Raw genomic sequence first — 24,261 nt, 5'->3', positions numbered from 1 at the left:
AGGTAGAACCATGCAGATCGGACTCGTCGGCCTGGGCAAGATGGGCGGCAACATGCGTGAGCGCATCCGCAAGGGTGGGCACACCGTAATCGGCTACGACCGCAACCAAGAGATCAGCGACTCCAAGGACCTGCAGGACATGGTCAACCAGCTGACTGAGGGCCCCAAGGTGGTCTGGGTCATGCTTCCCATCCAGTTCGTCGACGAGACCGTCACCCAGCTGGCCGAGATGCTCAGCCCCGGCGACATCATCATCGACGGTGGCAACTCCAAGTGGACCAATGACAAGCGTCACGCCGAGCAGCTCAGGGCCAAGGGGATCGGCTTCCTGGACTGCGGCGTCTCCGGTGGCATCTGGGGCCTGGAGTACGGCTACGCGCTGATGGTCGGTGGCGAGGCCGCCGACGTCGCGACCGTCCAGCCCATCTTCGACGCCCTCAAGCCCGAGAGTGAGTACGGCTTCGTGCACGCCGGTGCCCATGGCGCCGGTCACTTCGCCAAGATGGTGCACAACGGCATCGAGTACGCCCTGATGCAGGCCTACGCCGAGGGCTGGGAGCTGCTGGAGAAGGCCGAGGAGGTCACCGACGTCCCGAAGATCTTCGAGAGCTGGAAGGAAGGCACGGTCATCCGTTCCTGGCTGCTGGACCTCACCGTCGATGCCCTGCACAAGGACCCGCACCTGGACAAGATCGACGACATCGCCGAGGACTCCGGCGAGGGCCGCTGGACCGTGAATGCTGCTGTTGATCTTGGTGTCCCGGTGCCGACGATCGCCGCCAGCCTGTTCGCCCGCTTCGTCAGCCAGCAGGAGGACAAGCCGGCGATGAAGATGATCGCCGCCATGCGCAATGAGTTCGGCGGCCATGCCGTCGTCGCTGCGCAGCCCGAGAAGACGATGACGCCGGGCGAGGGTGGCAACCCCAAGGGGCACTGAGTTCCGGGAGACTGGGAAGAAGTACGTGCTTGACAAGCGTGAGCAGCTTGTTGCCAGTTTCCTCTGTGGACTCGTCGTCCTGTGGTCGAGCGGCCTGGACCGAGAGCACCGGGACGTCTTGTGGTTCCTCCACGTGCTGCTGGTCTTCCTGCTCTGCTTCCTGGTAATTCCGCTGCTCGCATCAGTCGGCAACTGGCTGTGGCGGAGGTTTCAGGGGGAAGCGAACCAACGGAACAATCGATCCTGAGACGGGTGGATGATGACCACCGGCATGGGTGGTCACCATCCACACGTATGCGTTCGGGGTTGTTCCACGTGGAACGATCTTGGTCTTCTCAGGGGTCCTGGTTGACCAGGTCAGGGCGATCGACCGCCGGGTCATGCGGCATCCGACGCTGGTCCTCGCGGCGTGAGCGGGGCGACGCCCGGGCTGCCAGTAGATTGGAGGCCATGTTCGTCCACCACCTGAACCTCGTCGACTGGCGCTGCTATGCCACCGCCGACGTGGAACTGGGGCCGGGCGTGACGATCTTCGTCGGGCAGAACGGGCAGGGAAAGACCAACCTCGTCGAGGCCGTGGAGTACCTGTCCAGCATGAGCTCGCACCGAGTGAGCTCTGAGGCGCCGCTGGTGAAGGCCGGTCAGCCGCAGGCGATCGTCCGCGGCCGGGTGCAGGCCGCCAGCGATGATGTCCGCCAGCTGCTGCTGGAGATCGAGGTCAATCCCGGCAAGGCCAACCGGGCCCGGATCAACCGCAATGCCCTGCCGCGCGCCCGGGAGATCTGCGGTGTGCTGCGCACCGTCGTCTTCTCCCCTGAGGACCTGGCCATCGTCAAGGGCGACCCCAGCGACCGGCGTCGCTTCCTGGACCAGATCGTCATCACCCGCTGGCCGCGGATGGCCGGCGTGAAAGCCGACTACGAGAAGGCCCTCAAGCAGCGCAACACCCTGCTGAAGTCCCTGGCCAGGCCCGGCGGGCGTCCCGACGAGTACGCTCTGGCCACCCTCGACGTGTGGGACGCGCAGCTGGCCCGGATCGGCAGCGAACTGCTGCACGCCCGGTTGGACACCATCACCGATCTGATGCCGCACGTGCGCGAGGCCTATGAATCCATCGCTCCCACCAACAACATCGCCCGCGCGGAGTACAAGACCAGCCTGGACATCACACCCGGTGTCGCCGAGGAGTCCGGGCGAGTCTTCCTTGAGGGGCGGCTGCGCGACGCGATGCTGGAGCGTCGACGCGAGGAGCTGGCCCGTGGCGTGAGCCTGGTGGGTCCGCACCGCGATGACCTGACCCTCTACATCGGAGAGCTGCCCGCCAAGGGCTATGCCAGCCACGGCGAGTGCTGGAGTCTGGCGCTGGCATTGCGGCTGGGCTCCTTCCAGCTGCTTCGTGCCGACGGTATCGAGCCGGTGCTGGTGCTCGACGACGTCTTCGCGGAGCTGGACTCCACCCGTCGCCTGCGGCTGGCCGAGCATGTGCGTGACGCCGAGCAGGTGCTGGTGACGGCCGCCGTCGCCACCGACGTGCCGGAGCTGCTGATCCTGGACGACCAGGGCCGGCCCACGGGACGCCGCTATCGGGTGCGCTCCGGGACCGTGGTCCTCGCGGGCGTGGACGGAGAGCCCCTGGACGCGCTTGTGGATGACGCCCCAGGACCTGCGGATCCCCAGCCTGGCCAGGGAGAAGGTCCTGTGAACCAGCTCACTCCACAGCCTGTGGACAAGTCTGTGGACGAAGCGGTGGATGACGCCACCGCATCTGGGGAGGACGGATGACCGACTCCTTCGATCCCGCGTGGGAGAACGATTCCCCATCCACAGCCAGCGCCGAGGACCGCGAGGTGCTGGCCAACCACGATCCCCTGGGGCTGGACCTGGCCAGCCAGATCGCTCGCGGCACCGCCTCTCCGTTGCCACCCCCGCGGGGCGTGAACCGCAAGCCCCGGGCAAAGCGGCGCCCGTGGACGGACCGCAATGCCCGGTCCGGATCCGGCCCCGACGCCCGTGACCCGCAGCCCCTCGGCGCCGCCCTGGGACGGGTGATCGAGGAGCGGGGGTGGCAGCGTGAGGTGAACCTGCGCCACCTGTTGGACCGCTGGGACTCCTTGGTGGGTCCGGCCAATGGGGCCCACTCCCACCCGGAGGCCTACAAGGACACCGTGCTCACCGTGCGCTGCGACGCGACGGTCTGGGCCACCCAGCTGCGGATGCTCGCCCCCAGCCTGGTCGCGCAGCTCAACCGCCAGCTGGGCCAGGGCACCGTCACCCGGATCAACGTCCTGGGACCCACAGCGCCCAGCTGGAAGCACGGTTCCCGTAGCGTGCGCGATGGCCGTGGCCCCCGCGACACCTACGGCTGAGGTGAACCCGTGGCGGTGCCACAGGGGCGCCTGCGGGCCCCGGGGCCGCTGGGGGCCTAGGCAGAGCCTCTGCGAGGGGCTGCAATGTGGTCTCCCGAGCCGGTCAGGGGCATTGATCGTCGCACGCCGCCCTCCCAAATGAGGGTTCCACCGGTCTTGTGCGGTAGAATTTCGACGTTGGAGAACCGTCGTCCCGTCCGAGCCCGAACGGCCTGCCTCAGGACGACGCCCATGCGAACCAAGGAGCACCCCAGGTGAGTGAAGCCACCAGCAGCGAGACGGTCGTCGACGACAACGAGGCAGGACGGCTCGAAGGTCTGATCGACGCGGGCGACACCTCGGTGGCCGCCGGCAGCTACGACGCCGGCCAGATCCAGGTGCTCGAGGGCCTCGAGGCCGTCCGCAAGCGTCCCGGCATGTACATCGGTTCCACCGGTGAGCGTGGCCTGCACCACCTGGTCTACGAGATCGTGGACAACTCCGTCGACGAGGCGCTGGCCGGTTACGGCGACAAGATCGAGGTCTCGATCCTGCCCGAGGGCGGCATCTCGGTGGCCGACCACGGCCGCGGTTTCCCGGTCAAGATGCACCCGACGCACGGCCTGCCCGCCGTGACCGTGGCCCTGACCGTGCTGCACGCGGGTGGCAAGTTCGGGGACGGGGGCTACAAGGTCTCCGGCGGTCTGCACGGCGTCGGCTCGTCGGTGGTGAACGCGCTCAGCGAGAAGTTCACCGTCGAGGTCTGGCGTGACGGCTACCGCTGGGAGCAGACCTTCAGCCTGGGTGACCCGGACTTTGACCTGCGTCGCTGCGAAGAGACGGAGGAGACCGGCACGAAGGTCACCTTCTACGCCAGCAAGGACATCTTCGAGACCACCAACTACTCCTACGAGACCCTGGCCACTCGCTTCCGGGAGATGGCCTTCCTGAACAAGGGCCTCGAGATCACCATCACCGACGAGCGTCCCGACCGCGTCGACGACGAGGGCAAGCAGCACACCGACAGCTTCCGGTACGACGACGGCTTGGTTGACTACGTCAAGTACATCAACGGCACCCGCGAGCCGATCCACCCCAGCGTGATCAATGTCGAGGCACACCTGCCCGAGGCCGGGATGGGCGTGGAGGTGGCGCTGCAGTGGAACACCTCCTACACCTCCAGCGTCCACACCTTCGCCAACACCATCAACACCATCGAGGGTGGCACCCACGAAGAGGGCTTCCGCGCCGCGCTGACCAATACGGTCAACAAGTGGGGCGAGGCCTGGGGCATGATCAAGAAGCGTGAGGACCGCGTCTCCGGCGACGACATCCGTGAGGGCCTGACCGCCATCATCTCCATCATGCTGTCCGAACCGCAGTTCGAGGGACAGACCAAGACCAAGCTGGGCAATACCGAAGCCCGCAGCTTCGTGCAGCGCGTCGTCAACGACAAGCTGGGCGACTGGTTCGAGCGCAATCCCGCTGAGGGCAAGGACATCGTCCGCAAGAGCCAGGCTGCCGCGCAGGCCCGCATCGCGGCCCGCAAGGCGCGCGACATGGCCCGCAACCGCAAGGGCCTGCTGGGTGGCGGCGGCCTCCCCGGCAAGCTGGCCGACTGCTCCAGCAACAAGCCGGAGGAGTGCGAGGTCTTCATCGTCGAGGGTGACTCCGCCGGCGGTTCCGCCAAGGGCGGTCGTGACCCGCGCACCCAGGCCATCCTGCCCATTAGAGGCAAGATCCTGAACGTCGAGAAGGCCCGCCTGGACCGCATCCTGCAGAACAAGGAGGTCGAGGCCATCATCAACGCCCTGGGAACGGGCGTCCACGAGGACTTCGACATCGACAAGCTGCGCTACCACAAGATCGTGCTGATGGCCGACGCCGACGTCGACGGCGCCCACATCCGCACCCTGCTGCTCACGCTGCTCTTCCGCTTCATGCCGAAGCTGATCGAGCAGGGCAAGGTCTACCTGGCGCAGCCGCCGCTCTTCCGTCTGCGCTGGACCAATGCACCGCACGAGCTGGCCTACAACGACGCCGAGCGCGACGCCCTGCGTGACGAGGGCATCAAGTCGGGCAAGAAGCTGCCGACGATCAACCCGATCCAGCGCTACAAGGGTCTGGGCGAGATGGACGCGCAGGACCTGTGGGACACCACCATGGATCCCGACGGCCGCATCCTGCTGCAGGTGACGCTGGCCGATGCCGCAATGGCCGACCAGATGTTCTCGATCCTGATGGGCGAGGACGTCGAACAGCGCCGCAGCTTCATCCAGCGCAATGCCAAGGACGTCCGCTTCCTCGACATCTGAGCGAGCACCGCAGCACCGACGAGGCCCCCGGGCACCATGCCCGGGGGCCTCGTCACGCCCAGGGGTTGACGCCTCGCCGCGGTGACCGGCCGCGAACCCCACGGTCGACGGCCGCCGGGTACGGTGCCGGGGCTCAGGCAGCTGTCGCCTCCCCCTCGCGGTGCGGGGGTGGGAAGTGTGCGTCGACGACCCAGCGTCCGTGACGCAGGCCGGCGTGGAATTCGGCCCCGAGCAGTTCCATCCGTTCGTTGATGCCGCGCAGGCCCCATCCGTGGGAGTGCGGATGGGCCAGTGGGTGCACCCGGGGCTGGTTGGAGACGAGGAGCTGTGTGCTGCCGAGGTCGTCAGTGCGCACCTCCACACGGCAGGTGGAGCCAGGCTCGGCATGGCGCAGGATGTTGGTGGTGGCCTCCTGCAGGATGCGGGTGATGGTGCGTTGGACGGGGTCCGGCAGGTGGTCGATCCCGGGGGTCGTCTCCATGTCGACCTCGTGGCCGGCGCGCAGGAGCGCGGCGACGTTTTGGTCCACGGCCGTGCTCGGCCTCACCAGCGGCCCACCGGGGCTCGCGGACGCGTCGTGCTCCCGCAACGAGGCGAGCAGGACGGCGAGGTCGCGTTCCGCCGCGTCGGCCACCTGTCGGATCCCCTCCAAGGTCTCACGGCGAGTCCGCGGATCATCGCTGAGGGAGGCCTCCATCAACTGCATGGACGTGACGGACAACTGGTGGCCCACCACGTCGTGCACCTCACGCGCCACCGCGGCGCGGTCGCCGGCTGCGTCCTCCATGCGTGTCCGGTGGGCCTCGACGAGGCTCTCGGCCGCCCGTCGACGGCCCAGCACCAGCTCCCGGAGACCGAAGGTGACCAGGCCGGCGACCAGGCAGTCGTCGAACAGCGCCACGAGCTCCGCGACGGCGACATGGTCGCGCACCACAACCCGGGCGGTACTGGTGCCGACCAGCAGGACGAGTGCTGGTGCCAACCGAGGCCACAGCACCATCACCAGGACCACCGTCAACGGCCAGCACACCGCCAGCTGCCCGATGGAGGCGGGCATGGCCACCAGCGTGACGAACACGCCGAGCAGGAGGACCACCGCAGCCGAACGAAACCACCGGGTCGCGCAGGGGTGTCCCGTGGGTGCGGTAGGACTCTCGCGTTGCGCGGAGGTGCGAAGACCGTGCACCAGGGTGCGGAGGTCGGAGACCACTGCGCGGTTCTCGGCGGCCACCTCGTCCAGGGCTGCCGCCAGCTCGGCGTCCGTGGGCCGGCTGGAGGAGATGGCCCGGATGCGGGTCAGCCCCCCGGTGATCGTCTGCTCCATCTCGTCGGCCAGGCGCGACATCTCCCGCGACCTCAGCGCACTCGACTCCTCGCGGTAGGCCGCGGCCTCGTTGAGCAGTCGTTCGCGCCGGGTGAGGATCCAGTCGCCGGTCCAGGCCAGAAGGGTGGAGCCCAGCTGGATGAGGGTGAAGACGACCCACATCTCCAGGTTCTGCCCCCCTGGCGCATGGACCACACAGCCCAGCGTCACCAGCTGCAGGGCGGCATGCACCAGAGCGCGGCCCCGCCAGGACATGGTGAGCTGGGCCACCAGTGAGGCAGCGGGGATCAGGACGATCTCCAGTCCGTTGGCGGTGCCGCGGGTGAGTGCCAGGACGAGGGAGATCGCCCCGGTCACCATGACCATGCGGCGGCGCTGCCACATGACGGCGGCAATGAGCAGCAACATCGTCCAGGCCTGCGCCAGCTCGAAGGCTGACAGGCTCGACGAGGAATGGTCCATGGAGAGGTAGAGCTCATGGCTCAGTTCGTCGGCGAGGACCGACGCCATCACGATGGGTCGGAGCGTACGGGTCACTGCCGTTCGGTAGCCATTGGCCGCCTGCGTCATCTCTGCCCTCCGGGGTGCCTTCATCGCGAAGCTATCAGGCGGGGGTCGCCGGACCGGTCCAGCGTGCGGGGGTGGGATCAGCGGCAACGCTTGATCAGCGTGCAGGGGCGCCAGATGGATGCCGAGGCGCTCGACGTCGTGGTCTCGCTGTCGAGCAACTGGCTGGTCGCCGCGTGACCGGGATTGGTGGCAGGGGCGGCGTGGGCGGGGGTCGAGACGCCCATCGACAGGGCGAGGGTGGCGACGGTGGCGAGGGAGACGGCGAGGTGCTTCATGACGGGGACTCTTGTGGGTAGGGGTGGAAGGCCTGCGGCCACTGCCATCATTTCTGCCCTCGAAGCGCTGGGTAACCCAGCGTTTGGTCAATCAAGGTTCACTTTCGGGTATTTCGATGATTCCGAACGACTGTTACCGTCTACAGAGTGAAGGCATCCCACTCGCTGCTCATCGTCGACGACGACGTCCTCGTGAGGTCCACCTATCGCCGCTTCTTCGCCGCCCAGGAAGAGTTCGAGGTCTGCGCCGAGGGCCGTGACGGCAGCGAGGGCGTCGACCTCTACGACCGCCACCAGCCGGACGTGCTGCTGATGGACCTGCAGATGCCGGTGATGGACGGGGTGGCGGCGACCCGCGAGATCATCGCCCAGCACCCGGGTGCCTGCATCGTGATCATGACCTCCTTCGACCCGCTCGACCAGGTGCTGGCGGCGCTCTCCGCGGGGGCTGCCGGTTACCTCCTCAAGGACGTCGGTGGTCCCGGCCTGGTCTCCGGCCTACATCAGGCGATGGCCGGTGACATGCCCCTGTCGCCCTCGGTGCGCAAGGACATGGTGGCGGCCATGGTCGATCGTCACGCTGCCCGCCCGGCACCGAAGGAGGCCGCCGTTCAGTTGAAGTCCCGCGAGCTGGAGGTCTTGGGACTGCTGGCGCGCGGCATGAGCAACCAGGAGATCGGGGCCGCCATGTACGTCTCCGACAGCTCGGTCAAGCAGACGCTGCTCGCCATCGGCCGCAAGCTGGGGGTCCGCTCGCGTACCAGCATCCTGGTCAAGGCGCTGCAGCTGGGCCTGGTCGACCTCGAAAGCGTCCCCCTCGATGCCTGACGCGGGCAACCAAGCGGCACGAGATCCAAACTTTCGGTCATGATGCGTCGCCCGTGGTGGCGCCGCGGTGACCCGGTCGTCTGTGCTGGGTCATGACCGGCCCGCTGGTCGGGGACACCGGTCCCCGGCGCGCCGGCGAAGGAGACCCGATGACCGCGACGCCGGAGCAGCCTGCTCCCACCCTGACCGGCCAGCCCGCGGTGGCTGCCCGAGACATCACGAAGACCTTCACCACCGGCGGTACCCAGGTGCCGGTGCTGCACGGGGTGTCCCTCGAAGCACGTCCCGGAGAAATGGTGGCCGTCATGGGCGCCTCCGGCTCCGGCAAGTCCACCCTCCTTTACTGCCTCGCCGGGCTGGAGCGTCCGGACGCCGGTGAGGTGGTCGTCAACGGCCGCAACCTGGCCGAGTGCTCGCGTGCCGACCTAGCCCGCATGCGGCGCGGCGAGGTGGGATTCGTCTTCCAGGCCTACAACCTGGTGCCGACGCTGACCGCCTTCGAGAACGTCTGCCTGCCTCACCTGCTGCGGCACGAGAAGGCCGACGTGGCGGTGGTCGAGGGCGTGCTCGAGAGCGTGGGGCTCGCCCACCGTCGCGATGCCCGGCCCCCGTCGATGTCCGGTGGCGAGCAGCAGCGCGTCGCTCTGGCCCGGGTGCTGGCCCAGCAGCCGAGCACCATCTTCGCCGACGAGCCCACCGGCGCCCTCGACTCCCGCAGCAGCGAGCTCGTGCTGGGCCACCTCGGCCGGCTCGCCCACCGCGACGACGCCTGCGTCGTGGTCGTCACCCACGACCCGACGGTGGCCGCCAGCTGCGACAGGATCCTGTTCATGCGCGACGGCCTGCTGGTCGACGAGCTGCGTCCCACCTCCACCGAGCAGGTGGCCCGCGCGCTGGCCGGGATCACGTCCCGTCGGGGTGAGCGCTGATGTGCAAGGTGCACTGGGCGGAGATCCGCTCCAGCTGGACGGCCTGGCTCGGCGTCAGCATCGGTTTCATCGGTGCCAACTTCGTGCTGATCCTGTCGTCGCTGGCGCTCAAGGCGGGCATCCGTTGCGTCATCGACGAGAAGCTGCCGATCATCAACTCGGCGGCCTACATCTGGAACCCCGCGATGAACCTCGTCTTCGGCCTTGTGGTCGGGATGATGGTGATCGACGCGTCGACCTCCTTGGTGGTGGATTCCCGCCGAGGGGCGCTCGCTCGGCTGGCCCTAGCGGGGGCCACCCCCGCACAGGTGGTGGTCAGCGTCGGTTCCCAGCTCGCGCTGGTGAGCGTGTTCTCGTGCCTCGTGGGCGCCGCGCTCGCCGTGGCAGCCCTCCCGGCGACGCTGCGCTTCATGGCCTACGAGCGCAGCGACCAGGTCTGGTTGCCGATCCCGAAGTTCGATCCGGACCCCTTGGTGATCCTCGCCGCTGGTGGGTTGGCCATCCTCGCCGCTCTGGTGGGCGGGCTCCGCCAGGCCCGCCGCGCCAGCCGCATCGACCCGGTCGAGGCGCTGCGCCAGTCGCAGGCCGACGGGGAGCGCCGTATGGGCGTGGGGCGGTGGCTGCTGGTCGCGCTGTGCGTGCTCGTCCTCACCGGTGAGTGGGGGGCCATCGGTTCCATCGCCCGGATGAGCGGCAAGGAGACCGTGAGCAACTTCTTCCAGTTGAGCTCTGCCATGCTTCTTCTCGTGGGCGTCCTGCTCGCTGCACTGGCCCCCATCCTCGTGGGCCCGCTCACCCACGCCTGGACGGCCCTGGTCCCGTCGAAGAACGCCGTCTGGTACTTGGCGCGCAGGAACTGCAGCGTGCGCGGGGCCAGGCTCTCGAAGACCGTCGTGCCCGTCATGCTGACCGTGGGCCTGCTGATCGGTGGCCTGGCCTCTGGCGACATCCTCCAGTCCAGCCTCACGGCGAACGGCTTCGACATCCAGCTTTCCGCCATCGGCATGGCCACCAGCTTCATGTGGCTGGGTCTTCCCCTGTTCATCGCACTGTGCGGTGCCGTGGGTTCACTGGTCATGATGTCGCGGCAGCGTGACGCGGAACTGGCGCTGGTGGGCGTCGTTGGAGCGACACCGAGCCAGCGGGTCTTGCTGCCCCTGCTGGAAGCGGTCATCATCACCGTCACCGGCTCGCTGATGGGTCTGACGATGGTGGTCGCCAGCATGGGGTTCCTTGCCGCCGGGCTCCATGCAGCCGGAATGGTCACCGCATTCCCGCACAACTGGTTCGTCGCAGTGGCCGCGATCGGGGTCTGCCTGCTGGTCGACATCGTCGGCACGGTGCTGCCCACCCTGGGCGCGCTGCGACGCAGTGAGCCCCAGGTCGTGGCCCGGCTGATCGCCGACTGATGCCATGCGTCGCTGAATCCTCTTTCACCGTGGCGACTGCCTTGTCGTCGCACTGCGGCTGGCGCGGAAATCTGCTGACCAAGGGTCCGGGACCATCGTCCAGATGTTCCCGGACCCTTTGCGATGCCTTGGAGGCGAATCGGTTCGCCCCTGTTCTGGGGGGGCGATGTCTTCGGGAATTCCCTCCCCTCGCGCAGGTCGCGTCCCTGTGAGTGCTCGCCCATCAGGAAGGCGCACGAGCCCTTGCCCACCGGTCTGGACGGGGGTATGGCACGGACAGGAGCGGCAGCTGCGGCCGGGAACCAGATACTGACTGGCTCATCGGCCGTGCTGCTGCCCACTTCCGGGCGTTCGGAGGGCAGGTCCGACAAACCTTCGGGGCACGGCTCAACTTTTCGGAAAGGAGGAGAAATGCCCATCCAGGCCCAGCACTACATGACGACGGCAAAAAATTCTCCGTACTACGCCGCCCAGCCCAACGAGGTCTTCGTCGCCGGCGGTGACGCCCCGGTGCAGACCAACGAGCTGCCGGCCGGGTGGCTCCTCCACCGCTTCGGCGGCTGGGAGAGCTGGACCCCCCGCGACTGGGAGCCGCGGCTCCAGGGCTGGAAGATCCACATCTCCACCACCCCGGAGGAGGCCGCCGCGACGCTGGCCGATGTCACCGCCATCTGCGTGGAGCGCGGAACTGCGTTCAAGTTCCTCCCCACGCTGGCCGTGCTCATCGACTCCAGCAGCAAGCAGGCCCACCGGGGCAGCTCGGGCAAGTTCATCACGATCTACCCGGTCGACGACGCCGACCTGACCGACTTGCTGGCACGCCTCACCGTCACCCTCGACGGGCGCCAGGGGCCGTACATCCTCTCCGACCTGCGCATCGGCCGGGCACCGGTCTTCGTTCGCTACGGCGCCTTCCTGGCCCTGGACGTCCCGGGTGCCGAGGACGAGCGCGTCGCGAGCATCACCCGCGTGGACCTCTGCGGGCTCGAGCCTGACCAGCGCCAGCCCCGCTTCCACGTGCCGGACGGCGTCCAGGTGCCCGAGGTGGTCCGCACGGCCATGGAGGCCGCAGAGGGCAAGGTGGCCTCGCGCCTGGACGAGTTCACCGCCATCACACCGCTGCACTTCAGCAACGCCGGCGGCGTCTACCGGGCCACCCTGCCCGACGGGCAACAGCGCGTGCTGCGCGAGGCGAGGCCCCACGCCGGCCTCGACGGCCGTGGCCGCTGCGCCCTGACCCGCCAGCGCACCGAGCAGCACGTGCTCGAACAGCTCGCCGGACTGCCGGGCGTGCAGCGCCTGCGGGGACAGTTCACCGCCTGGGAGCACAGTTACCTGGAGCTCGACTACGTCGAGGGCACCACGCTCACCTCCTGGGTGGTGGCCGGCATCGGGCTCCAGCAGGAGCAGCCCGAGCAGTACGCGCGTCAGGTGGCCCGCATCGGACGGCAACTGGTCGACATCGTGCAGTCGATCCATGACCGTGGCTGGGCTCTCGGCGACGTGCACGCCGGCAACGTCCTGGTGGGCCCCGACCTCGCCGTCACCGTCGTCGACCTGGAGGATGCGCAGCGTCTGGACCAGCCGCGGGAGATCGGCTTCCGGGTCTTCGAGTACTGCGCCGAGACCAGTGTCGATGCCCGGGCTGCCGACTGGTTCGCCATCGCGAGGGCCCTGATGCTGTGCTTCTACTCCGACTGGGAAGCGGAGGCCGTCTCACCGGACTTCTGGACGAGCTGCCGACACATGGTGGCCGAGGCCTACGGCCCTGAGGTCGACGCCCTGCTCGCCGAGGTCGAGGCCCGCTACCCGGCCGGCACCCGTTCGGTGCTCGCGAGCGACGTACAGCTGCACCACCAGCCGGGCGGTCCGCAGCTGTCGGACCTCGTCGAGGCCCTGATGGCCGGCGTCGACTGGTCTCGCGACTTCGGTACCGACGGTTCCTACCCGGGCGATCCTCACCCGGAGGATCCGGTCGCGGTGCACGGCCTCGCGCATGGCCGGGCCGGTGTTCTGCTGGCCCAGCAGCGCACCGGACACCCGGTGGACCAGGCGGCTCTCGAGGCCGTGACCACGGTCGCCGGCACCTGGCCGGTGGGCGCTGAGCCGAACCTGATGCACGGTCAGGCTGGTCTGGCACTGGCCCTGTCGGAACTCGGCCGTCCGGAAGCAGGTGCCAGAGCTGCGGCACAGGCCCTCGAGACCGCCCAAGGGCTCCGTCGGCTCGAACTGGCGGAGGGCCAGTCGGGGGCCGTGCTGGCTGCCATCGAGGTGGCAGGCGCGGCCGGTGACGAGAAGCTCCTCGCCGATGCCCTCGGCTGTCTGGAGCGGATCCACCGGACCGCTGCCACCAGTGCCTCCGCCCAGCGCTCCCTCGGGCTGCGACGAGGCCTGCACCACGGCACCACGGGCCTTGCCCTGGTCGACGTCGTGGCGCACCTGGCCACCGGTGAGGATCGCTACCTGGACTGGGCCCGCGAGGACGTCATGGGCGATGTGTCCACCTGCGTCGCCATGGCGAACGGTCAGGTCATGGTTCCCGACACGGTCAACGGGCGCGTGATGCCCTACCTCGACTGGGGATCGGCCGGAGTCTGGATGGTCGCCGAGCTGGTCGAGCGCCTCACCGGAGAACCGGTCCTCGACGAGGCGCAGCGAAGCGGCTTGGCCGAGACCTGCTCCTCCGACATCTTCGTCTACCCGACACTCCACCACGGCCGCGCGGGGACGATGGTCTCGCTGCTGGCCGCCGGCCCGGGGCACCGGGCAGAAGTGGAGCGGCAGGTCGGACTGGTGCGCGCCAGCCTGTTCGAGCTCGACGAGAAGGCCTTCGTGATCGGTGAGGGGATGTTGCGGGTCAGTTCCGACCTGGCCACCGGTGCCGCCGGCGTAGCCCTGGCGCTCCACGCCCACCGTGCCGACCAGCCCTACCTCGTCCTGCCGGTCTCCCGCGCGAGCGCCGAACGGCTGCCCCGCGCCGCGGACGCAGGACGCACCACCACAGAGCCCGCGACGCCGGAACCGGCGTTCGCGTGATGTCCGAACGAACGAAGGGAAGGAGGTGAACGACATGACCAACGTCCTGGCAATGCAGGCCTCGGAGGTCGAGACCCCCGAGCAGGAGAAGGCCTCGATGGTGAGTGTCCGCTGGTGCCGCAACTCGTACGTCTCCGTGGTGCTCTGCATCAAGAAGTGACGTCCAACGACCCGACCGGGCCGCTCGGCCCACCCGACAGTCCCCCGAGGAGGTGAACACGATGACGAACATTCTGGGAATGCAGGCGACGGAGGTCGAGACCCCCGCCGACGAGAAGCGCTCCAACGACAGCTGGCTGCTCTGCGGCGGCGTCGGTCAGAGCAACCGCAGCCACATCTTCTGCTGATCGCTGATCGGCCAGGAGGACACGAGCCACGACGAGGAGGTGAATTCCATGAACAACGTCCTGAAGCACCAGGTCGACGAGGTCGAGGCCCCGTCCGACGACAAGCGCTCCAACTGGAGCGTCGCACTGTGCCGTAACAGCTTCCAGAGCATCACGCTCTGCGTGGTGAAGTGAGCCCAACCGGACCCGTGGGGGTCGGTGCTGCACGGGCAATGTGCAGCAACGGCCCCCGCGGGGACCGCTCCGTCAGCTCCCGTCGAGTGCCGGGGAGGTGAATCCGTGAACGAGATCTTGGCCCACCAAGCTGCCGACGTCGACACCCCGCCGGCCGAGAAGGCCTCCTACATCAGCTACTTCCTGTGCCATCAGAGCAACCGCAGCATCACCTGTCTGGGCTGGTGACAGCACCCCGGACGACAGGAGCGGGCTTGCTGTTGCCCGGGCAATGGGCAGCAGCAAACCCGCTTCTCCTCTGATTGTGCGTCCCCCGGCCGCCCGGTGCAAGCACCCGCGTCCGCCCCACGCCTGACCCACGGCAACGAATCCGCACCCCGGTGTGAGAGCCGGACGCCGGCAACCACCCATCCATCCCCAGCCGTCAAGGAGACGACCATGACCGCCATCGCATTGGCAGGATGTGCCCCCGTGCCGGCCGTGCCCGCTCCGGCACGGCCCAACCGCATCGCCCAACTGCTCGACGAGCCCCCGCACCACCCGGTGGCGCGGCTGTGGGCCCTGCTGCGCAGCAACCCTCCCGCCGTCGCGTCGATCCTGGCGCTCACGATGGCGGCCTCGCTCGTCTCCCTGGCCCAGCCGGTGCTGGCCGGGCGCGCCGTCTCGCTGCTGGGTTCCGGCGGCTTCCGACAGCTCCTCGTGCCGGGCGCCATGCTCGTCGGCGTCGCGCTGATGTCCTCGGTGCTCACCGCGGCCGGCAACCTCGTCGCGGCGCAGGCGGGCAACCGGCTGGTGCGATCGGTGCGCGACGAGGCCTCGGCCCGCGCCCTGCGCATCCCGGCCCACAAGCTCGTCGACCACCCCACCGCAGACCTCGTCGCCCGCTGCGGCATCGACTCGGAGCACCTCGTCGAGGTGTTCACCCACGGGCCCGTCCAGTTCGTGGGCGGGCTGCTGCTCGTCGTCGGCGCGCTGGTCCGGATGACCATGATCGACCCGGTGCTCACCGCCACCGCCCTGGTCCTGTGCCTGCTGGCGCTCGGCGTGATCGTCGTGCTGGGCAGCATGCTCAGTGGCACCTCGCAGGCACGTCAGGAGGCGCAGGGCGAGTTCGTCGCCGAATGCACCCGGTCGCTCGACTCGGTGCTGGTGCTGCGGGCCTTCGTGGCCGACGCCTTCGCCCTCGACCGGCTCTCCCGCAGCAGCGGCGAGCTCCAGTCGGCCGCCAACGCCAACGACCGAGCCCGCTCCTTCATGGGGCCGGTCGCCGCGCTGACCATGCAGGCCACGCTGCTGCTGGTGGTCGGCGTCGCGGTGGTGCGGGTGCACCAGTCGCAGCTCGCGGTCGGCTCGTTGGTGGAGTTCCTGATGTACACCATGCTGATCGTCGGGCCATTGGCCGGCGGGGCAGACACCGCGGCGATGATGGCGGAGGCGAACGGCGCCCTCAACCGCATCGTGGAGCTGCGCGAGGTCATCGACCGTCGCAGCGGCATCGCCGATGGCAGTGATGCCGGCACCCTGGCCGCATTCACCGACGCCGCCCGCGTGGACCACCGGCCCACGGGTGTGGCACAGCCCACCTCGTCGGTTCTGCTGGTGGAGCCCACCGTCGCCGAGGCTGCCGAGGCCCTGATGGCCACCGGGGCACTGCCGCCACTGCTGCGCGGGAACGTCGTCTTCGACGAGGTGTGCGTGCGCTATCGCGGAGACACCTCCCGCGAGTTCGCGCTCGACCATGTGAGCTTCCACGCCGAGCCCGGGCAGTGGATCGCGCTCACCGGCCCCTCCGGCTCGGGCAAGAGCACGATGCTGGCGGTGCTGGAGAAGTTCGTTCAGCCCAGCAGTGGCCGGGTGCTGGTGGACGGCGTCCCGCTCGACGAGCACGACGACGACACCTACCGCTCCCAAGTGGGCTACATCGACCAGTCCTGTCCGCTGTTCAGCGGCACCGTGCGCGACAACCTGCTCCTCGGCCGCCGCGCCAGCGACGAACGGTGCTGGGAGCTGCTGGAGCAGGTGGGCCTTGCAGCCACCGTCGGCAGCCGCTCGAACGGGCTCGACGCCGCGGTGGGTGAATCGGCCTACGCCTTCTCCGGTGGGGAGCGCCAACGCCTGGCGATCGCCAGGGCGCTGCTGGGCAACCCCCGGATGCTGCTGCTCGACGAGATCACCTCCGGGCTCGACGCGCTCAACCGCCAGCAGGTGATGGACCTGATCAAGCAGACGATGGGTGGGGTCACCACCTTCGCCTCCGGCCACGGACACTTCGGCATGGACCACGCCGATGCGGTGCTCGTCCTCGAGAACGGCCGGCTGATGGACGCGGGCAGCCCCGAGGAGCTGCGCGGCCGCTCCGAGCTCTTCCGCTCCCTGGTGAAGGTCTAGGAGGCCACCGTGGCGACGCACCACGCGCTCACGCTCGATCTGGACATCGCCCCGGTAGAGCTGACACCCGAGGCCGTGGAGGCCGCCGACCGCTCCCAGCTGCTGACCGCGCTGGAGCAGCTCGGCACCGACGTCAACGAGATGGCGACCGGCCAGGCAGTGGCCGACGAGGGCTTCGACATCGTCCCGATGCGCGACGGCTGGCTCCGGCTCGGGGCCTCGCCGGATGGTCGGCTGGAGGCGGGTTGGATCGCCGACCCCCGTGACCCCGGCAGCCTGTTGGGCGAGACCTTCCTGCTGCAGGAGGCCGAGCTCGACCTCAACAACCTGAGTCTGTACCGCATCGACCTCGACGAGGGCGCTGACCACTGGCTCAACGTCTTCCGGTTGCACCACCGTGAGGCCTACGTCGCCGTCGGCTACCGCAGGGATGAACCGGAGCCGAGCCGCCAAGGCGTGGTGGCCGGCCTCTACCCGGATGCCCTGGTGGCTGGTGCCGAGGGCAACCGCATCGTCTTCGTGCAGCCGGATCCGGAGCGGGCCGGCCGCACCCAGGCGGTGGTGGCGCTGCTGTCGGGCGAGACGGAGCCGGAGGTCGTCACCACCGGTGACGCCGCGGAGATCTCGCTCGCCCCGACCGCACGGCGCCGCTGGGTGACGGTGGAATGGGGGCCGCGGCGCTCCAGGCACACCGGCCTGCTCGACGTCGACGCCGAGAGCCCGGCCGTGGTGCCCATCGAGCTGGAGCGCCAGAGTGCCGCCCTGGTGCAGGTCGGCAGCCTCGAAGAGCGCGACACGCTGTTCGTGGTGGTGGCCGGCGAGCAGGGTTGGGAGCTGTACACCAGCCCTCTCGAGCCATTGCCCCGCAGCTTCACTGGCGCCCATCTCGAGCGACTCGCCGAAGGCCACGGTACCCCCTTCGCCCTGGCGGCAGGTGTGGAGCAGGCGCTGGTCGGGGTCCGGACGAAGCTCGCAGACGGTGGCGCCGAGGATCTCGTGCTGGGCGTCGCGCTGCCCAGTGGCGAGGTCTCGGAGGTCCGTCGCTCACCCGGACTGCTGCGCCTGCAGTCCAACACCACGCTCTCCCGGGTGGGCTTCAGTCTCGTGGAGCGGGTGGGTGCCCGCGGCATCACCTGGTTCCACTCCCCGGACGGGGCCCCGCTGGGCGGGGATGCCGCCGGGAGCGATGTCCCGCTGCAGCGCGGCTGGGGCGAGACCACCTCCCGCGATGGCTTCCGGGTGCGCGTCGACGCCCGCTGGTACGGCGAGGACTCCACCTTCCGCGGGCCGGTGGCGCTGATGCTCTACGGGGCCTACGGGCTCGACCTCGACCTGGACAGTGACCCCCAGCTGTTGGAGTGGCTCGATCGGGGCTGGGCGGTCGCAGCGGCCCAGGTCCGCGGTGGGGCAGGCGAGCGGCACCGCCAGGCCATCGGCTCCCTGCGCGAGAACAGCCTCGCCGACGCGGAGGCCGTCGTGCGTTGGTTGCGGAGCGCCGATGGTGGCATCCAGGCCGACCCGCTCGTCGTGTTGGGTGCCAGTGCGGGTGGCCTGCAGGCCTCGGTGGTGGCTGCGCGCTGCCCCGACGCCGTCGACGCGGTGATCGTGGTCAACGGCTATGTCGACCCGCTGGGGGAGCTGCAGGCCGCCGGGGCCGCCACCGCACAGGCCGACCGCAACGAGTGGGGCGACCCGGAGGATCCCGAGGTGCGACGTGTGCTGTCACGCCTGTCGGGCCCCGGGCTGCTGGCGCGGATGGCACCCGCCCCGGCCCCGGCGCCCCGGGCGTTGGTCATCGTCTGCGGCCGTGACGTGCGCGTCGACCCGCGCAGGGGTGTCGCCTGGGCGCTGCGCTACCGGGCACTGGGCCATCGCGCAGACCTCTGGTACGACCCGCTGGGCACCCACGACCAGTGGGGGGAGGGCTGTCCGCCGGGGGCACTGGTCGAGTGGGCCGCGGAGGTGCTCGACCTGCGCTGCCCCGAGCACTGCCGGGCCGACCACACCCACCGCCCTCTCAGCACCTGACGTCCACCCGCGACTGCAACCTGCCGACCGACCTCCCGCTCGACCCACCCCGAACCGAAGGAAGACCCACATGACCCACCGCATCGCCGCAGGGCTGTTGGCCCTGGCGCTCCCGGGCATCGCCCTCACCACGGCCCCCACCCGGGCCGCCGCCGCGCCTGCTCCGGCGGCCGCCATCACGTGGTCCCCCTGCGCCGACGGCCAGGACGAGTGCGGCACCGTGTCCGTGCCGCTGGACAAGGACGACCTGGGCGGCGCCCAGGTACGCCTGGCACTGCGCCGGCACCGCGCGGAGGTACCTGGACAACGTCTCGGAGTGCTGTTCATCAACCCAGGCGGCCCCGGCGGCTCGGGCCAGGAGATCGTCCAGCGCGCTCCCTTGCTGCTCTCCCAGGAGGTGCGCGACCGCTTCGACCTGATCGGTATGGACCCCCGGGGCACCAACGAGAGCAGCCCGGTGGGCTGCTATGCCGACCCGGCCTTGCGCGAGGCCGACCTGCCCGCTCTGATGACCGCCGCACCGCTGCCCGGAGCGGAGCAACCGCTGGTGGATGCCACCCGTCGCCTCGCCCGGGCCTGTGCGACCACCCCCTTGGCCGCCGCGATGTCCACCAGCGAGGTGGCCCGCGACATGGACCGGGTGCGCGACGCCCTGGGGGAGCGGCAGATCAGTTATCTCGGCTGGTCGTACGGCACCTACCTGGGCCAGACCTATGCGTCGATGTACCCCAACCGGCTGCGAGCGATGGTGCTGGACGGCGTCGTCGACGCGGAGGCCTGGCGCGGTTCGCCACGCACCGCGCACGTCCCGGTCACGTTGCGCACCGGCGGTCCGAAGGCCACCCAGACGGCGCTGTCCGACATCCTCGCCGCCTGCGAGCAGGCCGGCCCTGATGCCTGCGGGGTCGCCACGCCCCGGAAACTGCTTGCCGAGGTGGTGACCAGGCTGCGGCGTGAACCCCTCCTCGTCACCGACGCGGACGGCAGCTTCGAGCTCACCCTCGGCATGCTGCTGCAGGACCTGCGGATGGCGCTGCACGAGCCCGAGGGCGCGGCAGCCGTGCCGGCGATCATCGAGGGCGTCCACCAGATGGTCTTCTCACCGGCGAGCACTGGCGGCGCCACTCCCGACCTGCGCAAGGCTCCCAGGGTGGTGCGCCAGGCCGTGACCCGGAAGGAGCAGGTGCCCTTCGTTGGCCAAGGGTTGCAGGGGTCGGCCGCACCCGGCAACGAGTTCGAGCTCGCCGCCGCCGTGATGTGCAGCGATTCCGCCAACCCCCGGTCCCCGCAGCGCTGGCGCCAGCTGGCCGCGCGACAGTCGGGTGGCCTGTTCGGCCCCTACTGGCTCTACCAGTCGCTCAGTTGCGCCACACAGGACTGGACGGCAGTCGACGAGGACGCCTGGCGAGGTCCCTTCGCCTCCACCACTCATGCGCCGATCCTCGTGGTGGGCAGCACCCACGACCCGGCGACCGGTCTGGACGCTGCCCGTGCGGTGGCTGCCCGCAGCGCCTCCGCGCGTCTGCTGGTCTCGACCAACTGGGGCCACACCGCCTACGGACTGTCCACCTGTGCCAGCACGGCCATGGACCGGGCGCTGCTCGACCGCAGCCTGCCGGCACCGGGGACCGTGTGCAAGGGGGACTTCGTCCCCTTCTCCTGAACCACCGGGGGACGGGCAGTGCCCCGCAGCCCGTCGCACGACGGCTGCGGAGCTCGTCGGGGTAGGATTGGCAGGATTGCTCGACGTGTCGGTGCGGCCCCGGAGCCGCGCCGACAGGACCGGGCGGAACCATCCGCGCAGTGAGGATCCCGATGACCGACATTCCCCAGGGCCCCGGCGACGACCAGGCCAATTCCGACTACCTCTCGCCCGTCGAGGCGATCATGGCCGAGGACGGCAAGGCGCTGGCCGAGGGCGAGATCAGCACCGTCGACGAGATCGCCGCCCCGGCCCAGGCCCGCACCCAGCCGATCGACCTGAACGACGAGATCCAGAAGTCCTACCTGGACTACGCGATGAGCGTCATCGTCGGCCGTGCTCTGCCCGACGTGCGCGACGGCCTCAAGCCGGTGCACCGTCGCGTGCTGTACGCCATGTACGACGGCGGCTACCGCCCCGACCGCGGTTGGAACAAGTGCTCCCGCGTGGTCGGCGAGGTCATGGGCAAGTACCACCCGCACGGCGACTCGGCCATCTACGACACCATGGTCCGTCTGGCCCAGCCGTGGGTGATGCGCGCGCCGCTGATCAATGGCCAGGGCAACTTCGGTTCCCCGGGCAATGACCCCGCTGCCGCCATGCGTTACACCGAGTGCAAGATGGCGCCGATGGCGATGGAGATGGTGCGCGAGATCGACCAGGAGACCGTCGACTTCCGTCCCAACTATGACAACCGCGAGATGGAGCCGACGGTCCTGCCGGCTCGTTTCCCGAACCTGCTGGTCAACGGCTCGACGGGCATCGCCGTCGGCATGGCGACCAACATTCCCACCCACAACCTGCGCGAGGTCACCCAGGCCGTGCAGTGGGCGCTGGAGCACCCCGAGGCCAGCGACGAGGAGCTGCTCGAGGTGTCGATGGGCTTCATCAAGGGCCCCGACTTCCCGTTGGGCGCCACCATCGTCGGCCGCGACGGGATTGAGCAGGCCTACCGCACCGGCCGTGGTTCGGTCACGATGCGCGCGGTGGTGGACATCGAGGAGGACAAGAACGGGCGCACCATGCTGGTGGCCAAGGAATTGCCCTACATGTGCAATCCCGACAACCTCGCGCAGAAGATCGCCGAGCTGGTCAATGCCGGCAAGATCAACGGCATCGCGGACATGCGCGACGAGACCTCCTCGCGTGCCGGCCAGCGCCTGGTGATCATCCTCAAGCGCGACGCCCAGCCCCGCGTCGTGCTGAACAACCTGTACAAGCACACCCAGCTGCAGGACACCTTCGGCTGCAACATGCTGGCCCTGGTCGACGAGGTGCCGCGCACGCTGCGGCTGGACCAGTTCATCAGCTACTGGGTGGCGCACCAGATCGAGGTGATCCGTCGCCGGACCGAGTTCCAGCTGAAGCAGGCCGAGAAGCGCGCCCACCTCCTGCGCGGCGTCGTCAAGGCCCTCGACATGCTCGACGAGGTCATCGCCCTGATCCGCGCCTCGCGCACCACCGACCAGGCTCGCGAGGGCCTGATGGGACTGCTCGACATCGACCAGGAGCAGGCCAGCAACATCCTCGACATGCAGCTGCGTCGCCTCGCGGCCCTCGAGATCGAGAAGATCCGGGCCCAGTTGACCGAGCTCGAGACGCTGATCGCAGACCTGAAGGACATCCTCGGCAACGAGATGCGCCAGCGCAAGATCATCGCCGAGGAGCTGCAGGAGATCACCGACAAGTACGGTGACGAGCGCCGCACGAAGATCATCGCCGCCGACGGTGACTTCTCGGACGAGGACTTCATCCCCGACGAGGACATCGTCGTCACCATCACGCATGGCGGCTACGCCAAGCGCACCAAGACCGAGGCCTACCGGGTGCAGAAGCGCGGTGGCCGCGGCGTCAAGGGTGCCAACCTGCGCACCGACGACGAGGTGCAGCACCTGTTCGCCACCACTGCCCACCACTGGGTGCTCTTCTTCACCAACATGGGCCGGGCCTACCGGATCAAGGCCTGGCAGCTGCCCGAGGGTGGCCGTGACGCCAAGGGTGGTCACGTCGCCGGGCTGCTCAGCTTCCTGCCCGACGAGAAGATTGCCCAGGTGCTGACGCTTCGCTCCTATGAGGACGCGGACTACCTGCTGCTCGCCACCAAGAAGGGCCTGGTGAAGAAGACGGCGCTGCAGCAGTACGACTCCCCGCGTCAGGCCGGCGTGATCGCGATCAACTTCCGCGACGAGGACGACGAGCTGATCGGTGCCCAGCTGGTCAGCAGCGAGGACGACGTGCTGCTGGTCTCCCGCAAGGGCCAGGCGATCCGTTTCGGCGCGAATGACGAGAACCTGCGCCCGATGGGCCGCGCCACCAGCGGCGTGACCGGCATGAAGTTCCGCGAGGACGACCAGTTGCTCAGCATGAGCATCATCGACGCCGACATGCCCGAGGACGACCGCTTCGTCTTCACCGTCACCTCCGGCGGCTATGCCAAGCGCACCGCCGTCAGCGAGTACCGCCAGCAGGGCCGCGGTGGCCTGGGCATCAAGGCGATGAAGCTCGCCGATGACCGTGGTGACCTCGTGGGTGGGCTCGTGGTGAGCGAGAACGACGAGGTGATTGCCATCAAGCACTCCGGCCAGATCACCCGTTCCGCCGTCGCCGATGTTCCCGCCAAGGGCCGCGACACGATGGGTGTGAAGTTCGTCGGTGTGCGTGGCGAGGACCACGTCGCGGTGATCGCGCTGAACCCGGAGAGCCACGAGGAGGAGGCCATCGAGGCCGCCGAGGGCGAGGCCCCGCAGACCGATACGGTGACCACCGACGAGTCGGATGCCCCTCAGGGTGAGACTGCCGCTACCGTTGACGAGCAGGAATCGGCGAAGACGACCGAGGACAACCAGGAGGAATCCGGTGAGTGATCCAGCCAGCGCCGCGAAGATCGGTACCCAGGCGGCCCAGGCCGCGAAGGCCGGCGACGACGTCACCGTCGTCGAGGCAGGCGGGGCGACCGAAGCGGGTGAGTCGGCGTGGAGCCGCGCCCGCAAGAAGCTTGCGGAGACCGGAAGCACCGTCGGCGGCAAGGTGACCGACCTGAAGGACCGCACCATGACGGCGGCAGTTGCGGCCACCGCCAGCGACGCGGACACTGAGACCGCCGATGTGCCAGGTGCCGCGAGCGCGGGAATCAACCGCAGGACCCGCAAGGCCCGGCTGCGCCTCTCGCGCCTGGACCCCTGGTCCGTGATGAAGACGATGCTGCTGTTCTCCGTGGCCGGCGGGATCATCTTCTTCATCGCGACGTGGGTGGTCTGGGGCGTGATCAATACCTCCGGCGTCTTCGACAGCGTCAACAAGTCCGTGACGGACCTGGTGGCCAGTCCCGGCAGTGAGACCGCCTTCCGGCTGGAGGACTACGTCAACACCTGGCGCGTCCTGGGCTTCGCCGCCCTGATCTCCGTGATCAATGTGGTGCTGCTCACCGCCCTGGCAACGCTTTTCGCCTTCCTCTACAACCTGGCTGCCACCGTGATGGGCGGCCTTGAGGTGACGCTGGCGGAGGACTGACCCCCTCGATTTGTGTTCCCGACGGGGAGCACGATAAAGTCACTCTTCGTTGCGAGAGCGACTGCGGGCCTATAGCTCAGTCGGTTAGAGCGCTGCCCTGATAAGGCAGAGGTCACTGGTTCAAGTCCAGTTAGGCCCACAGAT

Annotated in this window: 19 protein-coding genes and 1 tRNA gene; 18 read left to right on the top strand and 2 right to left on the bottom strand. The window is 69.0% G+C overall.

Annotation, left to right across the window (positions count from 1 at the left end; genetic code table 11):
- The first annotated feature begins 10 nt into the window (after window positions 1-10).
- From gnd to gyrB, 4 genes are all read left to right on the top strand, one after another.
- On the top strand, window positions 11-937 hold the full coding sequence (gene gnd / locus EDD41_RS10070; RefSeq protein ID WP_123575804.1) for a phosphogluconate dehydrogenase (NAD(+)-dependent, decarboxylating): 927 nt from the start codon (window positions 11-13) through the stop codon (window positions 935-937).
- A gap of 450 nt (window positions 938-1,387) precedes the next feature.
- A complete protein-coding gene (recF, locus tag EDD41_RS10060; protein ID WP_123575802.1) occupies window positions 1,388-2,719 on the top strand; it encodes a DNA replication/repair protein RecF in 1,332 nt (443 codons plus the stop codon).
- Complete coding sequence (locus EDD41_RS10055; protein WP_094764270.1) at window positions 2,716-3,303, top strand: DciA family protein; 588 nt, start codon at window positions 2,716-2,718, stop codon at window positions 3,301-3,303. The genes recF and EDD41_RS10055 overlap by 4 nt, the downstream gene beginning before the upstream one ends.
- A gap of 254 nt (window positions 3,304-3,557) precedes the next feature.
- Entirely contained in the window at window positions 3,558-5,597 is a 2,040-nt protein-coding gene (gyrB, locus tag EDD41_RS10050) for a DNA topoisomerase (ATP-hydrolyzing) subunit B (RefSeq protein WP_094764269.1), read from the top strand.
- Window positions 5,598-5,730: 133 nt separating this feature from the next.
- Here gyrB and EDD41_RS10045 read toward each other — a convergent pair whose 3' ends face one another.
- Both EDD41_RS10045 and EDD41_RS10040 read right to left on the bottom strand, forming a co-directional pair.
- Window positions 5,731-7,458, bottom strand: a complete 1,728-nt coding sequence (locus EDD41_RS10045; protein WP_170165319.1) for a sensor histidine kinase — start codon at window positions 7,456-7,458, stop codon at window positions 5,731-5,733.
- A 110-nt stretch (window positions 7,459-7,568) separates the two neighbouring features.
- On the bottom strand, window positions 7,569-7,766 hold the full coding sequence (locus EDD41_RS10040) for a hypothetical protein (RefSeq protein ID WP_123575800.1): 198 nt from the start codon (window positions 7,764-7,766) through the stop codon (window positions 7,569-7,571).
- A 147-nt stretch (window positions 7,767-7,913) separates the two neighbouring features.
- Here EDD41_RS10040 and EDD41_RS10035 point away from each other — a divergent pair, with 147 nt between their 5' ends.
- From EDD41_RS10035 to EDD41_RS09990, 14 genes are all read left to right on the top strand, one after another.
- Window positions 7,914-8,594, top strand: coding sequence for a response regulator (locus EDD41_RS10035; protein WP_094764267.1), 681 nt, complete (start codon window positions 7,914-7,916; stop codon window positions 8,592-8,594).
- Between the two features lie 149 nt (window positions 8,595-8,743).
- On the top strand, window positions 8,744-9,523 hold the full coding sequence (locus tag EDD41_RS10030) for an ABC transporter ATP-binding protein (protein ID WP_123577005.1): 780 nt from the start codon (window positions 8,744-8,746) through the stop codon (window positions 9,521-9,523).
- Window positions 9,523-10,932, top strand: coding sequence for an FtsX-like permease family protein (locus tag EDD41_RS10025; RefSeq protein ID WP_123575799.1), 1,410 nt, complete (start codon window positions 9,523-9,525; stop codon window positions 10,930-10,932). The genes EDD41_RS10030 and EDD41_RS10025 overlap by 1 nt, the downstream gene beginning before the upstream one ends.
- Before the next feature lie 411 nt (window positions 10,933-11,343).
- On the top strand, window positions 11,344-13,968 hold the full coding sequence (lanKC, locus tag EDD41_RS10020; protein WP_123575798.1) for a class III lanthionine synthetase LanKC: 2,625 nt from the start codon (window positions 11,344-11,346) through the stop codon (window positions 13,966-13,968).
- A 34-nt stretch (window positions 13,969-14,002) separates the two neighbouring features.
- Entirely contained in the window at window positions 14,003-14,128 is a 126-nt protein-coding gene (locus tag EDD41_RS17845; RefSeq protein WP_256762907.1) for a hypothetical protein, read from the top strand.
- A gap of 61 nt (window positions 14,129-14,189) precedes the next feature.
- Complete coding sequence (locus tag EDD41_RS17840; protein WP_256762905.1) at window positions 14,190-14,315, top strand: hypothetical protein; 126 nt, start codon at window positions 14,190-14,192, stop codon at window positions 14,313-14,315.
- 48 nt (window positions 14,316-14,363) lie between these two features.
- A complete protein-coding gene (locus tag EDD41_RS17835; RefSeq protein ID WP_281273127.1) occupies window positions 14,364-14,489 on the top strand; it encodes a hypothetical protein in 126 nt (41 codons plus the stop codon).
- A 105-nt stretch (window positions 14,490-14,594) separates the two neighbouring features.
- Complete coding sequence (locus tag EDD41_RS17830) at window positions 14,595-14,717, top strand: hypothetical protein (RefSeq protein WP_256762901.1); 123 nt, start codon at window positions 14,595-14,597, stop codon at window positions 14,715-14,717.
- Window positions 14,718-14,927: 210 nt separating this feature from the next.
- On the top strand, window positions 14,928-16,877 hold the full coding sequence (locus EDD41_RS10015) for an ABC transporter ATP-binding protein (RefSeq protein WP_094764263.1): 1,950 nt from the start codon (window positions 14,928-14,930) through the stop codon (window positions 16,875-16,877).
- A gap of 9 nt (window positions 16,878-16,886) precedes the next feature.
- Entirely contained in the window at window positions 16,887-18,905 is a 2,019-nt protein-coding gene (locus EDD41_RS10010) for an alpha/beta hydrolase family protein (RefSeq protein WP_094764262.1), read from the top strand.
- Window positions 18,906-18,975: 70 nt separating this feature from the next.
- Window positions 18,976-20,568, top strand: a complete 1,593-nt coding sequence (locus EDD41_RS10005; RefSeq protein WP_094764261.1) for an alpha/beta fold hydrolase — start codon at window positions 18,976-18,978, stop codon at window positions 20,566-20,568.
- Between the two features lie 224 nt (window positions 20,569-20,792).
- Entirely contained in the window at window positions 20,793-23,471 is a 2,679-nt protein-coding gene (gyrA, locus tag EDD41_RS10000; protein WP_425454356.1) for a DNA gyrase subunit A, read from the top strand.
- On the top strand, window positions 23,464-24,117 hold the full coding sequence (locus EDD41_RS17970) for a DUF3566 domain-containing protein (protein ID WP_342769272.1): 654 nt from the start codon (window positions 23,464-23,466) through the stop codon (window positions 24,115-24,117). The genes gyrA and EDD41_RS17970 overlap by 8 nt, the downstream gene beginning before the upstream one ends.
- 65 nt (window positions 24,118-24,182) lie before the next feature.
- Window positions 24,183-24,256 (top strand) — tRNA-Ile (locus tag EDD41_RS09990).
- Window positions 24,257-24,261 lie beyond the last annotated feature (5 nt).

This window comes from Luteococcus japonicus (assembly GCF_003752415.1).
Taxonomy (GTDB): domain Bacteria; phylum Actinomycetota; class Actinomycetes; order Propionibacteriales; family Propionibacteriaceae; genus Luteococcus; species Luteococcus japonicus.
This window is presented reverse-complemented; position numbering and strand designations above follow the sequence as displayed.

What these genes read in the sequence shown, in the direction of transcription:
- EDD41_RS10005 (WP_094764261.1), top strand. Translation starts at nt 18,976, where the DNA reads ATGACCCACCGCATCGCCGCAGGGCTGTTGGCCCTGGCGCTCCCGGGC.
- EDD41_RS17835 (WP_281273127.1), top strand. Translation starts at nt 14,364, where the DNA reads ATGAACAACGTCCTGAAGCACCAGGTCGACGAGGTCGAGGCCCCGTCC.
- EDD41_RS10040 (WP_123575800.1), bottom strand. Translation starts at nt 7,766, where the DNA reads ATGAAGCACCTCGCCGTCTCCCTCGCCACCGTCGCCACCCTCGCCCTG.
- gnd (WP_123575804.1), top strand. Translation starts at nt 11, where the DNA reads ATGCAGATCGGACTCGTCGGCCTGGGCAAGATGGGCGGCAACATGCGT.
- EDD41_RS17845 (WP_256762907.1), top strand. Translation starts at nt 14,003, where the DNA reads ATGACCAACGTCCTGGCAATGCAGGCCTCGGAGGTCGAGACCCCCGAG.
- EDD41_RS10055 (WP_094764270.1), top strand. Translation starts at nt 2,716, where the DNA reads ATGACCGACTCCTTCGATCCCGCGTGGGAGAACGATTCCCCATCCACA.
- EDD41_RS10030 (WP_123577005.1), top strand. Translation starts at nt 8,744, where the DNA reads ATGACCGCGACGCCGGAGCAGCCTGCTCCCACCCTGACCGGCCAGCCC.
- recF (WP_123575802.1), top strand. Translation starts at nt 1,388, where the DNA reads ATGTTCGTCCACCACCTGAACCTCGTCGACTGGCGCTGCTATGCCACC.
- EDD41_RS17840 (WP_256762905.1), top strand. Translation starts at nt 14,190, where the DNA reads ATGACGAACATTCTGGGAATGCAGGCGACGGAGGTCGAGACCCCCGCC.
- EDD41_RS10025 (WP_123575799.1), top strand. Translation starts at nt 9,523, where the DNA reads ATGTGCAAGGTGCACTGGGCGGAGATCCGCTCCAGCTGGACGGCCTGG.
- EDD41_RS10015 (WP_094764263.1), top strand. Translation starts at nt 14,928, where the DNA reads ATGACCGCCATCGCATTGGCAGGATGTGCCCCCGTGCCGGCCGTGCCC.
- gyrA (WP_425454356.1), top strand. Translation starts at nt 20,793, where the DNA reads ATGGCCGAGGACGGCAAGGCGCTGGCCGAGGGCGAGATCAGCACCGTC.
- lanKC (WP_123575798.1), top strand. Translation starts at nt 11,344, where the DNA reads ATGCCCATCCAGGCCCAGCACTACATGACGACGGCAAAAAATTCTCCG.